Source organism: Agromyces sp. Leaf222 (assembly GCF_001421565.1).
GTDB lineage: Bacteria > Actinomycetota > Actinomycetes > Actinomycetales > Microbacteriaceae > Agromyces.
This window is the reverse complement of sequence record NZ_LMKQ01000001.1, coordinates 3104813-3118075: the sequence shown is the minus strand read 5'-3', so window position 1 is coordinate 3118075 and position 13263 is coordinate 3104813. Positions and strand designations below refer to the sequence as shown.

Sequence of the window (13263 nt, the reverse complement as noted above, 5' to 3'; positions counted from 1 at the left end):
CCCTTACAGCGGGATGTTGCCGTGCTTCTTGGGCGGAAGGCTCGCGCGCTTCGTGCGGAGCGAGCGGAGCGCCTTGAGCACGGCGACGCGCGTTGCGGCCGGCTCGATGACGCCGTCGAGCTCGCCGCGCTCGGCCGCGAGGAACGGCGAGGCGACGTTGTAGGTGTACTCGTTGGCGAGCTTCGTGCGCACGGCGGCGACGTCTTCGCCGGCCTCTTCGGCGCGCTTGATCTCGCCGCGGTAGAGGATGTTGACGGCGCCCTGGCCGCCCATGACGGCGATCTCGGCGGTCGGCCAGGCGAGGTTGATGTCGGCGCCGAGCTGCTTCGAGCCCATGACGATGTACGCGCCGCCGTAGGCCTTGCGGGTGATCACGGTCACGAGCGGCACGGTCGCCTCGGCGTAGGCGTAGAGCAGCTTCGCGCCGCGGCGGATGACGCCGGTCCACTCCTGGTCGGTGCCGGGCAGGTAGCCGGGCACGTCGACGAGCGTGAGGATCGGGATCGAGAACGCGTCGCAGAAGCGCACGAAGCGGCTGGCCTTCTCGCCGGCCGCGATGTTCAGCGTTCCGGCCATCTGGCTGGGCTGGTTCGCGATGATGCCGACCGAGCGGCCCTCGATGCGCGCGAACCCGATGAGGATGTTCGGCGCGAACAGGGGCTGCACCTCGAGGAAGTCGCCGTGGTCGACGACGCCCTCGATGACCGCGTGCATGTCGTAGGGCTGGTTGGGGGAGTCGGGGATCAGCGTGTTCAGGCGGAGGTCTTCGTCGGTGACCTCGAGTGCCGACTCGGTGTCGTAGACCGGTGCGTCGGTCATGTTGTTGTCGGGAAGGAACGAGATCAGCGTGCGCGCGTAGTCGAGCGCGTCGGACTCGTCGCTCGCGAGGTAGTGCGCGACGCCCGAGACCGAGTTGTGGGTGAGTGCGCCGCCCAGCTCCTCCATGCCGACGTCTTCGCCGGTGACCGTCTTGATCACGTCGGGGCCGGTGACGAACATCTGGCTCGTCTTGTCGACCATGATGACGAAGTCGGTGAGCGCGGGGGAGTAGACCGCGCCGCCGGCCGCGGGCCCGCAGACGATCGAGATCTGGGGGATGACGCCAGAGGCCGCGGTGTTGCGGCGGAAGATCTCGCCGTACTTGCCGAGGGCGACGACGCCCTCCTGGATGCGCGCTCCGCCGGAGTCGAGGATGCCGATGATCGGCACGCCCGTCTTCAGCGCGAGTTCCATGACCTTGATGATCTTCTCGCCGGCGACCTCGCCGAGCGAGCCGCCGAAGATCGTGAAGTCCTGCGAGTACACGGCGACCTGGCGGCCGTGGATCGTGCCCGTGCCGGTGACGACCGCATCGCCGTAGGGGCGCTTGGCCTCCATGCCGAACGCGTGGGTGCGGTGGCGCACGAACTCGTCGAGCTCGACGAACGAGCCCGGGTCGAGCAGTTCGGCGATGCGCTCGCGGGCCGTCATCTTGCCCTTGGCATGCTGCTTCTCGATCGCCGCCTCGCCGCTCGCCGTCACCGCCTCGTGGTAGCGGGCTCGCAGGTCGGCGAGCTTGCCCGCCGTGGTGAAGAGGTCGGGGCCGTCAGTCGCTTCGGTCACGCGATTCACTCTACCGTCGCCCATCCGGCGGCCTTCGTTGACGGATTCCTACAAATCGGGCGTCTCCAATGGTGCCTTCCGCGCTTCGGCCTGCGGGAGACTGTCGGCATGGACCTTCCGAAGTCGCGCGACGTCGCACCCCGTCTCGAGTTCCTGGACACCGCCACGTCGACGAACGACGTGCTCCGCGACGCGGTCGAGGGGGCGGATGCCGCGGGCTGGCCGCACGGCTCCGTGGTCGTCACCGACGACCAGACGCGCGGGCGAGGGCGGCTCGGGCGCACCTGGCTCGCCCCGACCGGCAAGACGCTCGCGATCTCGGTGCTGCTGCGCCCGCAGGATGCCGCGGAGGCGCCGCTGCCGGCCGACGCGTACGGCTGGATCCCCCTGATCGCGGGTGCGGCGATGACCGAGGCGGTCTCCCGCGCCGTCGAGGCGGCGGCCGCGGCATCCGCCGACCTCGCCGACCCCGACGACCGCTCCGGCGGGGTCGAGGTCGTGCTCAAGTGGCCGAACGACGTGCTCGTGTCGGGCTACAAGGTGTGCGGCATCCTCTCGGAGCTGCTGCCGGGATCCGGCGCGGTGATCGTCGGCGCAGGCCTCAACCTGACCCTCGACGAACACGACCTGCCGACCCTGACCTCGACCTCGCTGCTGCTCGCGACCGGCTCGGCGCCCGACGCCGACGCCGTGCTCGCCGACTACCTCGCCGAGTTCTCGCGCCTGTTCGACGCGTTCGTCGCAGCCGGCGGGGATGCCGCCGCGAGCGGCGTCGCCGAGCTCGTGGCCTCGCGCTGCGGGACGCTCGGCTCCGAGGTGCGCGTCGAGCTGCCGGGCGACGAGCAGCTCATCGGCACGGCCGAACGGCTCGACGCCGACGGGCGCCTCGTCGTGCGAGACCGGGAGAACGGCGAGGAGCAGGCTGTCGCCGCCGGAGATGTGACCCACCTGAGGTATTAATGGGCGTATGGCGAGGGGGAGCGATTCGCGCGCGGTGAAGAAGGCGGCACGGTCGAGTGCGCGCGCCGACGCCGAGGCTGCGTCCGCGCAGGCCGCGCGTCCCGGCGCCGATCCCCGCACGGGGCAGGTCGCGTCGACGGGCTTCGTCCCTGGCGGAACCGCGGCCGTCATCCGCCCCGAACGCGTCGTCGCTCGCGTGCGCTCGCATGCGAGGCGCCTGATCCCCTCCGCGCTCCTGCTCATCGTCGTCGCCGGTGCGACGACCTACGGCCTCGGCGTGCTCGAGGACTCGTGGGCGCAGCTCGGCCTGCTCGCCGGGGCCGTGCTCGTCGTGCTCGTCGGCTGCCTGCTGCCCCTCATCGCCTGGCTCACCCGCCGCACGACGATCACGACCCGGCGCGTGATCCTCCGGCACGGCGTCTTCTCGCGCGTGCGCCAGGAACTGCTGAACAGCCGGGCCACGGATGTCGACGTGCGCGCGGGCTGGTTCGCGTCGATGTTCGGCTCGGGCGACGTCCGCATCAACACCGCGCACGACCGCACGTTCGTGCTGCAGGACGTGCCGCGCCCCGAACTCGTGCAGGCCGCCCTGCAGGAGCTCATGGATCCCTCGAGCCCGGCGGCGATCGAGCACCGGAGGGCGATGCTGTCGGGCGCCGACGGCGACACCGTCGCGTGGCACCGCCGCTGAGCGCCGACCGGGCGAGGAACGGACGAGGAGCGGGCGCGAATCGGGCCCGGCAGGGCCGATGCCGAAACGGCTCGCACGCGGCATCCGGTTTCAAGGCTTACTCTAGAAGGTCGGACTCGTGCGCCCCCGAGCGCGAGCCGCCCTATGGAGGTTTCCCGTGGACGAATGCAGGCACGGATTCGAAGCAGGAATGTGCGCCACGTGCTTCCCGCCCCCCGAGCCGGTCGCGAAGACCGTGACGGCCACCGTGCGCACCCCGCGCATGACCACGTCGCTGCGCGGCACTCCGACCCGCACCTCCTCGCGCCCGCCGGCCCGCGTGCCAGGCACGCGCGCCGCGGCGACGTTCACGCCGGTCGACCCGAAGACGGTGCGCATCTACCACGTCACCCACGTCGAGAACCTCGCGTCGATCTTCGGCGCAGGCGCGATCCTCGCCGACACCACCGGCGCGGAGCCCGAGGTCGACGTCTCGGCGCCGGCCGCCCGCGAGTTCCGCCGCTCGGCACCCGTCGAGGGCACCGACAACGTCGTGGCCGACTACGTGCCGTTCCTGCTGTCGACCGACGCCCACGTCTGGGAGGCGCTCCGCACGGGTTCGCCCGATCCCCGCCTGGCCGCCAGCGCCGCCTCGCGCCCGGCATCCGACCACGTGCTGTTCGTGACCTCGATCGAGAAGGCCGTCGGTGCGCGCACCGAGCAGGTCGGCGCGGTCGCCATCACCGGGTCGGATGTCGCGGCCACCGGTTCGGTCGTCGACTCGTCGTGGCCCGACGTGCTGCGGGCGCTGCAGCGCATCCACAGCGACGACGACGGCGCCCAGCTGGCGACCGGCGAGTTCCTCGTGCACGACGCCCTGCCGCTCGAGCGCGTGCTGCTGATCGCCGTCGGCAACGACCGGGTCCGCGACCGGGTGCGCGCCGTGCTCGACACGTTCGACCTGCGCACGCGCGTCGCGGTGCACCCGCCGTACTTCCAGCCCGGCGGCGGCGCGGTCGAGGCCTGAGCGTCAGCGTCGGCTGAACGTCAGCGTCGGCTGAACGTCAGCGTCGGCTGAACATCAGCGCGGGCTGAGCGCCGCGGGGCCGGGGCCGTCCGCGGCATCCGGACCCGCGTGGGTGTCGTCGCCGGTGCCCGGCTCCTCGAAGAGGGTGCGCTGGGCCTCCTCGACGCGGTCGAGGTTCGAGAGCCCGTCGGTGCGGTGGTGCCCGAACACCCAGTACCGGTACAGGATGAACCGGAACGCCGTGCCGAGCGCGAGACCGACGACGTTCGTGGCGATGTTGTCGGCCACGAGGCTCGTGTAGCCGAGCCAGTGGTGGCTGACCCACAGGCATCCGAGCGCGATGGCCATGCCGCCGAGCGAGACGACGGCGTACTCGCCGAACTCGCGCAGGTAGTTGCGGCGGCGGTGCCTGCGGAAGGTCCAGTACCGGTTGCCGAGCCAGTTGAAGATGATCGCGACGCTCGTGGAGATCGTCTTCGCGCCGAGCGCCGACTGCGCCCAGTGTCCCTCGCCGAACACGCCGATGCGCAGCAGGTTGAACAGCGCGACGTCGATGACGAGGCCGATCAGGCCGACGACGCCGAACTTCACCAGGTAGGCGAGCAGTCCGTCCCATGCGCGGGAGAGGACGCTGCGGGTTCGGCTGGGCACGTGGTCGGGCACCGGCACATCCTATGCCGCGGGGATGCCGCCTAGACTGAACGGGTGCCGCGCAGCCGGCTCCGGCGGGGTGTCGGCGACCGGCGATCCCCGTGTGCAGAACCCCCGAACCAGAGGAGCGATCGCGTGCGAGTCGGAGTGATCGGCGGCGGACAGCTCGCCCGGATGATGATCCCCGCGGCCATCGAGCTGGGCGTCGACATCCGCGTGCTCGCCGAGGCGGACGGCATGTCAGCGGCCATCGCGGCCGACCGGGTCGGCGACTACACCGACCTCGAGACCGTGCTCGCGTTCGCGCGCGAGGTCGACGTGATCACCTTCGACCACGAGCACGTGCCCCAAGACGTGCTGCGCGCGCTCGTCGACGCCGGCATCGCCGTGCGGCCGGGCCCCGATCCGCTGCGGTTCGCGCAGGACAAGCTGCTCATGCGCGAGCGGCTCTCGGAGCTCGGCCTGCCCGTGCCCGACTGGGCGCGCATCGAGACGCCGGCCGAGCTCGACGAGTTCATCGCGGCCCACGGTGGGGCGGCGGTCGTGAAGACCCCCCGCGGCGGGTACGACGGCAAGGGCGTGCGAGTCGTGCGCGCGGCGGCCGAGGTCGCCGAATGGTTCTCCGCGGCGGCCGAAGACGGCACCGGCGGCGCCCTCCTCGTCGAGGAGCTGGTCGACTTCCGTCGAGAGCTCGCGCAGCTCGTCGCTCGTCGCCCGTCCGGCGAGATCGCCGCGTGGCCGCTCGTCGAGACCGTGCAGGTCGGCGGCGTGTGCAGCGAGGTCATCGCCCCGGCCCCCCACTCGGCCGGCCGCATGTCCGACGTGGCGGCCGAGATCGCGTTCGCCGTCGCCGAGGGGCTCGGCGTGACCGGCGTCATGGCGGTCGAGCTGTTCGAGACCACCGACGAGCGCATCCTCGTCAACGAGCTCGCGATGCGCCCGCACAACAGCGGCCACTGGTCGATGGACGGCGCGACGACCGGCCAGTTCGAGCAGCACCTGCGCGCCGTGCTCGACCTGCCGCTCGGCGGTACCGGCACGCACGCCGACTGGTCGGTCATGGTCAACGTGCTCGGCGGGCCCGTCGAGGGTTCGCTCGCCGACCGGTACGTCGACGCGCTCGAGCAGCACCCGACCGTCAAGCTGCACAACTACGGCAAGGCGCCGCGCCCCGGTCGCAAGGTCGGCCACGTCACGGCGATCGGCGACGACCTCGACGCGGTCGTCTACGAGGCACGCGCGGCGGCGGCGGCTTTCCAGGACTGAGCGGATGCCGGTGGCCGGCCGGTGTGCGCCCGCGTGCGCGCCCTGCGGCGATCTGCCAGCCGGGCATCCTAAGATCGTCGGGTGACTGCAGCAACCAGCCCGCTCGTGGGCGTCGTGATGGGTTCCGACTCCGACTGGAACGTGATGCGCGAGGCATCCGCCCTGCTCGATGAATTCGGCATCGCCCACGAGGTCGAGGTGCTCTCGGCGCACCGCACCCCCGAGAAGATGATCGCCTACGGCAAGCAGGCGGCGTCGCGGGGCCTCAAGGTCATCATCGCCGGAGCCGGCGGTGCAGCGCACCTGCCCGGCATGCTCGCCTCCGTCACCACCCTGCCCGTGGTCGGCGTGCCCGTGCCGCTCTCGCGCCTCGACGGCCTTGACTCGCTGCTCTCGATCGTGCAGATGCCGGCCGGCGTGCCGGTGGCCACCGTGTCGATCGGCGGCGCCAAGAACGCCGGCCTCATCGCCACGAAGATCCTCGCGACCGCGGACCCCGCGCTCACCGACGCGCTCGCCGCGTACGCGGAGTCGCTCGCCGCGCTCGTCGAGGAGAAGAACGAACGGCTGAAGTCCGCCCTATGACACTCGCCGCAAGCCCGATCCGGTACCCCGACGCCGCCTCGCGCACGGTCATGACCCGCCGTGCGTGGTGGTTGGTCGCCCTGAACCTGCTGATCCCCGGATCCGTGCAGGCGCTCGCCGGCGACCGTCGACTCGGGCGGTTCGGCCTCGGCGCCACCCTCGCGCTCTGGACCCTCGCGGTGATCGCGGTCGTCGTGTGGCTGTTCTGGCCGACGGTGCTCTACACGGTGCTCTCGACGAGCGTCACGCTGTGGATCCTCGCCGCCGCGGCACTCTTCTACGCCGTGCTGTGGGTCGTGCTCACGCTCGACACGCTGCGGCTCGTGCGCCTCGTGAAGACCGCTCCGTCGGCGAGGGCCTGGGTCGCCCTGCTCTCGATCGTCGTCATGACGGTCGTCTCGGGCACCGCCGCCTACGGCGCGTACATCGCGACCACTGCGAGCGGATTCCTCTCGTCGGTCTTCGTCGCCGGCCCGACCGAACCCCCCGTCGACGGGCGCTACAACATCCTCCTGCTCGGCGGCGACTCCGGCCCCGACCGCGAGGGCATGCGGCCCGACAGCATGAGCCTCGTGAGCATCGACGCCGACACCGGGCAGGCCGTGACCATCGGGCTGCCGCGCGACTTCGTCGACGTGCCGTTCAACGAGGACTCGCCCCTGTACGACGTGTACCCCGAGGGCTACGGCTCGATCGACGGCTGCGAGGTCGACGTCTGCCAGCTGAACTCGATCTACACCGAGGTCGAGCTGAAGTCGCCCGACATGTACCCGAACGCCGTGGCCGAGGGCAGCGAGCCCGGCATCGAGGGCATGCGCGACGCCGTCGAGGGCATCACCGGCCTCGAGATCCAGTACTACGTGCTCATCGACATGCAGGGGTTCGAGCAGCTCATCGACGCCCTCGGCGGCATCGACATCCAGGTCGAGACCCGCATCCCGATCGGCGGCGACGAGGACAACAACGGCGTCGACAGCTGGATCGAGCCCGGGCCGCAGCACCTCAACGGGTACCACGCCCTCTGGTACGGCCGCGCGCGCTACGGCGTCGCGGGCGGCGACTACGAGCGCATGCTCCGCCAGCACAACCTCGAGGCGGCGATCCTGCAGCAGTTCACGCCGGCGAACGTGCTCACGCAGTTCCAGTCGATCGCCTCGGCGGGTGCCGACACCGTCAAGACCGACATCCCGCAGTCGATGCTCGGCTACTTCGTGAACCTCGGCCTGAAGACCAAGGAGCTGCCGATCATCTCGGTGCCCCTGACTCCCGAGAACGGCGTCGACTCGGCCGAGGACCCCGACTACGAGTACGTGCGCCAGCTCATCGACCAGGCGTTGATCCCGCCGACCGAGGAGCCCGCGGCGGAGTAGGCACGGCGCCGTGCGGCGGGCGGTGCCTGCGCAAGCCGGCGCGACTCAGAGGTCGGCGTGCAGCTGCCAGATGCGCTCGGCCGAATCGCGCCAGCTGAAGGCGCGCGCCCGGTCGGCGGAGGTGACCGCCAGGCGGTCGGCCAACGACGGGTGCTCGACGACCGAGGTCACGGCCGCCGCCAGGCGGTCGGCGTACCCGCCGGAGCCGATCGTGACCGAGAGGCCGGCCTCTGCCGCGACCTCGAGGTGGGTGGCCGTGTCGGAGTGGATCACGGGCGCGGCCATGCTGAACGCCTCGATGAGGTCGGTCGCGGCGCCGTCTTCGTGACTCGGCGCTATCACGGCGGTCGCGCCGGACAGCACCACGGCGAGGTCGCCCGCGTCGTCGACCTGCAGCGCCTGCACGCGACGGGGATCGACGCCGGACTCCTCGGCGACGTTCGCCAGGTGCACCTCGCCCCACGAGTCGGGGCCGAGCACGACGAGCGGGATCTGCGGCACGCCGGGGCGCCCGAGCGCCTCGAGCAGGTCGACGAGTCCGGTGCGCGGCTCGAGCGTGCCGGCGGCGACCAGGTACTCGGAGGGAAGGCCGAGCGCAGCCCGCCGGAGCGTCGCCTCGGTCTCGCTCGGAGCCGTGAGCCCGACACGGGGTGCCGTGCCGATCACGCGCACCCGCTCGCCGAAGTCGGCGATGCCCGCGAGCCGCTCGGCGAGGGCGTGCGTCGGCACGACGACCGCGTCGGCGTGCTTGCGGGCCCGCTTGAGCATCGCACGGTGCCACGAGACGGAGGCCGAGGTGAGCGCGTCGGGATGCGTCCATGCTGCGAGGTCCTGGACCGTGACGACCACCTGGTCGCCCGAGACGGACCGTTCGTGCCGACGCAGCGGCGCGAACAGGCTCGGGGCGTGGATCATGCCGCCGCCCGGCGACGTGGTCAGGCCGAGCTGCCACGCGGCGGTGAGCTCGCGTCGTGCGAGCGAGGTCTTGTAGAGGCGCGCGATGCCGGGGAAGGTCGACTCGATGAACTCGTACTCGGTCGGGGGCGACGACGAGACGATGCCCTCGACCTCGCACCCGCTCGGCGCGCTCGCGATCAGGGCCGACGTGAGCGCCTGCGTGTACCTGCCGAGGGGGCCGGGCACCGGTGCGACGACCTGGTCGACGATCATCCGGAGCGTGATGGGCATGCATCTCCTTCAGGTCGGTGCGCGGCAACCCGTTCAATCTACCCGCAGCAGCGCTGCGAATCCGACGGGAACCGCTCCCCATGGTCTGCATCCCGCCCCTGGGCAGGGCAAGATGGAATGTCACCCGCACCCCGTCCATGAGAGTCAGATGAACGAGCCCTCGCTGCACCCGCGCGTCGTCGCGGTCGTGGTCGCCTACAACCGCCGCGACCTGCTCGTCGAGGTACTCGACGGTCTCGCCGCGCAGCGCACGCCGGTCGCCAAGGTGGTCGTCGTCGACAACGCCTCGACCGACGACACCGTCGACGTCGCGCAGGCGGCGGGCGACCTCGTCGACCTCACGACACTGGCACGCAACACGGGCGGCGCAGGCGGGTTCGCCGCGGGCATGGCGCTCGCGCTCGAACGCCACGACCCCGAGTGGCTCTGGCTCATGGACGACGACACCGTACCCACCGAGGGTGCGCTCGAGGCGCTGCTGGCCGCGGTCGCCGGCAGCGACGTCGTCGCCGCCGGCTCGCGCGTGATCTGGACCGACGGCACCGAGCACCCCATGAACACCCCGCGCGAGAAGCCGTTCGTCAGCAAGTCCGAGCGCGTCGCCGCGGCCAGGGCCGGCGGCATCGCCGTGCGCAGCACCTCGTTCGTCTCGATGCTCGTCCGGGCCGACGTCGTGCGTGAGGTCGGGCTCCCCATCGCCGACTACTTCATCTGGAACGACGACTTCGAGTACTCCACGCGGGTGCTGCGCGGGCGGCGCGGCCTGCACGTGCCGGCCTCCGTCGTCGTGCACAAGACGAAGGTGCTCGGCTCGACCGATGCCGACCCCGGCCCCCGGTTCTACTACGAGGTGCGCAACAAGCTCTGGATGTTCCGCCGCTCGCAGAGCCTGTCGGCCTTCGAGAAGGCCGTCTACGGTGCCTCGAGCATCCGCCGCTGGCTGAAGACCTTCCTGCGCTCCGACGACCGCGCCGTGCTGCGCGACGGCTGGCGGCGCGGCTACCGCGACGGCACGCGCACCAGGCCTCGCCCGAACCCCATGGCGCTCGCCGGCCTCGGAGCGGCGAGCGAGGCCGTCCGCTCGGTGGAGGGCTGATGGCCGAGTCGTTCGCGCTGCTCATGCCCGTCTACCGGGGCGACGACGCGGCGCACTTCTCCAAGGCGTTCGCCTCCAGCGTCGCGCAGCAGACGCGCAAGCCGGCGCAGGTCGTGCTCGTGCAAGACGGACCCGTCGACGAGGAGCTCGCCACCGCGATCGAGACGGTCGTCGCGGCATCCGCCGTGCCGGTCGTGCACCACCGCATCGAGCAGAACGTCGGCCTGACCCGCGCACTCACCGAGGGCCTCGCCCTCAGCGAGCACGACATCGTCGCGCGCATGGACGCCGACGACATCTCGTTGCCCGAACGCTTCGCCAAGCAGGTCCCGCTCGTCGAGGCGGGCCTCGACCTCGTCGGCACCGGCATGTTCGAGTTCCTCGACGACGACGGCTCGATCGTCGGCAAGCGCGTACCCCGCACCGACGCCGCCGACATCGCCGCCTACTCGCGCTTCCACGACCCGTTCAGCCACCCGACCGTCGTCTACCGGCGCTCGGCCGTCGACCGGGTCGGCGGCTACCAGCCCATGGGCCTCATGGAGGACTACTGGCTGTTCGCGCGCATGATCGCCGACGGCGCCGCCATCGGCAACGTGCCGGAGCCGCTCGTCATGTACCGCGTCGGCGCCGGCGCCTACGCCAGGCGCGGCGGGCGGGCCCAGTGGCGCAGCGAGCTCGCCCTGCAGCGCGCGCTCCGCGACATCCGCTTCACGACGCGCGGCCAGTACCTGCGCAACGTGAGCGTGCGCGGGCTCTACCGGTTCGTGCCCGAGTCCGTGCGAAAGGTCGCCTATCGGCGCTTCATCGCGAATGGCGGCGCGGTCACCGACCACTGACGCCGAGCCCGCGACGGTTCAGGACGCAGCAGGCGCGGCCATGGTGCCGAAGGGGCGGTGTTCAGGATGCCGCGGGCGCGGCGATGCCCGATGCGGTCAGCGCCTCGCGCCAGTCGCGCATCGGCTCGAGGCCGGCCGCACGCCAGGCGTCGTGGCCGAGCACGCTGAACGCCGGACGCGGCGCAGGGCGCACGAACTCCGCACTCGTCGTCGGCTGGATGCGCTCGGGGTCGAGTCCGGCCTCCTCGAGCACCGCGCGGGCGAAGCCGAACCAGCTCGTGCGGCCGGAGTTCGTGCCGTGGTAGATGCCCGCGGGAGCGTCGGCGTCGAGCAGCTCACGGATGCGCGTCGCGAGGTCGAGGGTCCACGTGGGCTGGCCGACCTGGTCGTCGACGACGGTCCACGTCTCGCGCTGCGCGGCGATGCGCAGCATGGTCGAGGCGAAGTTGGGTCCGTGCTCGCCGTAGAGCCACGCCGTGCGCACCACGTAGGCGCCCTCGGGGTGGGCTGCGAGCGCGAGTTCTTCACCGGCCGCCTTCGTGCGGCCGTAGGCGTTGATCGGATCGCGCGGGCGGTCCTCGGCATAGGGTTCCGTCGCGAACCCGTCGAAGACGTAGTCCGTCGAGACGGTGACGAGCTTCGCGCCGTGCTCGCGGGCCGCCGCCGCGAGGATCGCCGGACCGGTCGCGTTGATCGCGTAGGCCTCGGCCTCGTGCGTCTCGGCGTCGTCGACCGCGGTGTACGCGGCGGCGTTCACCACGACGTCGTGGCCGGCGACCGCATCGCGGACCGCCCCGGCATCCGTCACGTCGAGATCTGCACGGCCGAGCGCGGTGACCTCGCGGCCGTCGAACGCACGCTGCAGGTCGCGACCGAGCATGCCGGCCGCACCCGTGACGAGCACGCGCACGGCTACTGCCCCTGGGCCAGGTAGCGGGCCTCGGTGGCGTCCTTCTGCGGGGCCCACCAGTCCTCATGGTCGCGGTACCAGGCGATGGTGTCGGCGAGGCCGGAGGCGAAGTCCGAGAACGACGGGGTCCAGCCGAGCTCGGTGCGCAGCTTCGTCGAGTCGATCGCGTAGCGGAGGTCGTGGCCCGGCCGGTCGGTGACGAGGTCGTAGGCGTCGGCGGGCTGCCCGAGCTCGGTCAGGATCAGCTCCACGACGTCCTTGTTGTTCTTCTCGCCGTCGGCGCCGATCAGGTAGGTCTCGCCGATGCGGCCGTGCTCGAGGATCGTCAGCACCGCCGACGAGTGGTCGTTCGCGTGGATCCAGTCGCGCACGTTCTCGCCGGTGCCGTAGAGCTTCGGCCGCTCGCCGCGGAGCACGTTGGTGATCTGGCGGGGGATGAACTTCTCGACGTGCTGGTAGGGGCCGTAGTTGTTCGAGCAGTTCGAGATCGTCGCCTGCAGTCCGAACGAGCGCACCCATGCCCGGACCAGCAGGTCGCTGCCGGCCTTCGTCGACGAGTAGGGGCTCGACGGGTTGTAGGGCGTCTGCTCGGTGAACCTGGCCGGGTCGTCGAGCTCGAGGTCGCCGTAGACCTCGTCGGTCGAGATGTGGTGGAAGCGCACGCCGTGCCGCCTGGCCGCCTCGATCAGCGTGTAGGTGCCGATGATGTTGGTGTCGAGGAACGGCCGCGGGTCGTCGAGCGAGTTGTCGTTGTGGCTCTCGGCCGCGTAGTGCACGACCGCGTCGTGCGCCGGGACGAGTTCGCCGACGAGCACCGCATCGGCGATGTCGCCCTGCACGAACTCGAAGCGGTCGTCTGGCAGGCCCTCGAGCGACTTGAGGTTGCCGGCATAGGTGAGCTTGTCGAGGACGGTCACCGAGTGATCGGTGTTCGCCAGCACGAAGTGCACGAAGTTCGAGCCGATGAACCCGGCGCCTCCGGTGACGAGGATCTTCATGAATGCCTTCCTTGTGATCGACCGCTGACTGCGAGAGTCTAACGTGAGCCGACCGGATGCCGCCCGGCCGCGCAGCAGCGACAGACCACGGCGCGTCGATC

The 13263-nt window shown here is 71.3% G+C and carries 13 protein-coding genes; 8 read left to right on the top strand and 5 right to left on the bottom strand.

Annotated elements, in window-relative coordinates; translation table 11 throughout:
• Positions 1–3: 3 nt before the first annotated feature.
• The gene (locus tag ASE68_RS13935) at positions 4–1602 is read right to left on the bottom strand and encodes an acyl-CoA carboxylase subunit beta (protein WP_354245765.1); all 1599 of its coding nucleotides are present in this window, start codon (positions 1600–1602) and stop codon (positions 4–6) included.
• A 108-nt stretch (positions 1603–1710) separates the two neighbouring features.
• Between ASE68_RS13935 and ASE68_RS13930 the strand changes: the two genes are divergently transcribed.
• From ASE68_RS13930 to ASE68_RS13920, 3 genes are all read left to right on the top strand, one after another.
• Positions 1711–2562, top strand: coding sequence for a biotin--[acetyl-CoA-carboxylase] ligase (locus tag ASE68_RS13930; protein ID WP_055859806.1), 852 nt, complete (start codon positions 1711–1713; stop codon positions 2560–2562).
• Between the two features lie 7 nt (positions 2563–2569).
• Positions 2570–3253, top strand: coding sequence for a PH domain-containing protein (locus ASE68_RS13925; protein ID WP_055859803.1), 684 nt, complete (start codon positions 2570–2572; stop codon positions 3251–3253).
• Positions 3254–3443: 190 nt separating this feature from the next.
• Positions 3444–4259, top strand: a complete 816-nt coding sequence (locus ASE68_RS13920) for a DarT ssDNA thymidine ADP-ribosyltransferase family protein (protein ID WP_055859800.1) — start codon at positions 3444–3446, stop codon at positions 4257–4259.
• A 54-nt stretch (positions 4260–4313) separates the two neighbouring features.
• Here ASE68_RS13920 and ASE68_RS13915 read toward each other — a convergent pair whose 3' ends face one another.
• Entirely contained in the window at positions 4314–4922 is a 609-nt protein-coding gene (locus ASE68_RS13915; RefSeq protein WP_235480860.1) for a GtrA family protein, read from the bottom strand.
• A 123-nt stretch (positions 4923–5045) separates the two neighbouring features.
• Between ASE68_RS13915 and ASE68_RS13910 the strand changes: the two genes are divergently transcribed.
• From ASE68_RS13910 to ASE68_RS13900, 3 genes are all read left to right on the top strand, one after another.
• Positions 5046–6176, top strand: coding sequence for a 5-(carboxyamino)imidazole ribonucleotide synthase (locus ASE68_RS13910; protein WP_082462263.1), 1131 nt, complete (start codon positions 5046–5048; stop codon positions 6174–6176).
• Positions 6177–6293: 117 nt separating this feature from the next.
• The gene (purE, locus tag ASE68_RS13905; protein WP_200921756.1) at positions 6294–6761 is read left to right on the top strand and encodes a 5-(carboxyamino)imidazole ribonucleotide mutase; all 468 of its coding nucleotides are present in this window, start codon (positions 6294–6296) and stop codon (positions 6759–6761) included.
• Positions 6758–8131: an LCP family protein gene (locus tag ASE68_RS13900; protein ID WP_055859792.1), complete on the top strand. Its 1374-nt coding sequence runs from the start codon at positions 6758–6760 to the stop codon at positions 8129–8131. The genes purE and ASE68_RS13900 overlap by 4 nt, the downstream gene beginning before the upstream one ends.
• A gap of 45 nt (positions 8132–8176) precedes the next feature.
• Here the strand turns inward: ASE68_RS13900 and ASE68_RS13895 are convergent, their stop codons facing one another.
• A complete protein-coding gene (locus ASE68_RS13895) occupies positions 8177–9319 on the bottom strand; it encodes a glycosyltransferase (RefSeq protein ID WP_055859790.1) in 1143 nt (380 codons plus the stop codon).
• 148 nt (positions 9320–9467) lie between these two features.
• On the opposite strand from ASE68_RS13895, the gene ASE68_RS13890 reads away from it, so the two are divergent.
• Positions 9468–10415 (top strand): glycosyltransferase, encoded by a 948-nt coding sequence (locus ASE68_RS13890; RefSeq protein WP_055859787.1) that lies wholly within the window; start codon positions 9468–9470, stop codon positions 10413–10415.
• Positions 10415–11254, top strand: a complete 840-nt coding sequence (locus ASE68_RS13885; RefSeq protein WP_055859784.1) for a glycosyltransferase — start codon at positions 10415–10417, stop codon at positions 11252–11254. The genes ASE68_RS13890 and ASE68_RS13885 overlap by 1 nt, the downstream gene beginning before the upstream one ends.
• 61 nt (positions 11255–11315) lie before the next feature.
• On the opposite strand, the gene rfbD is transcribed toward ASE68_RS13885, so the two are convergent.
• Together rfbD and rfbB are read right to left on the bottom strand one after the other, a co-directional pair.
• Positions 11316–12164: a dTDP-4-dehydrorhamnose reductase gene (gene rfbD, locus ASE68_RS13880; RefSeq protein ID WP_082462262.1), complete on the bottom strand. Its 849-nt coding sequence runs from the start codon at positions 12162–12164 to the stop codon at positions 11316–11318.
• Between the two features lie 2 nt (positions 12165–12166).
• Positions 12167–13162, bottom strand: a complete 996-nt coding sequence (gene rfbB / locus ASE68_RS13875; protein ID WP_055859781.1) for a dTDP-glucose 4,6-dehydratase — start codon at positions 13160–13162, stop codon at positions 12167–12169.
• Between the last annotated feature and the right edge of the window lie 101 nt (positions 13163–13263).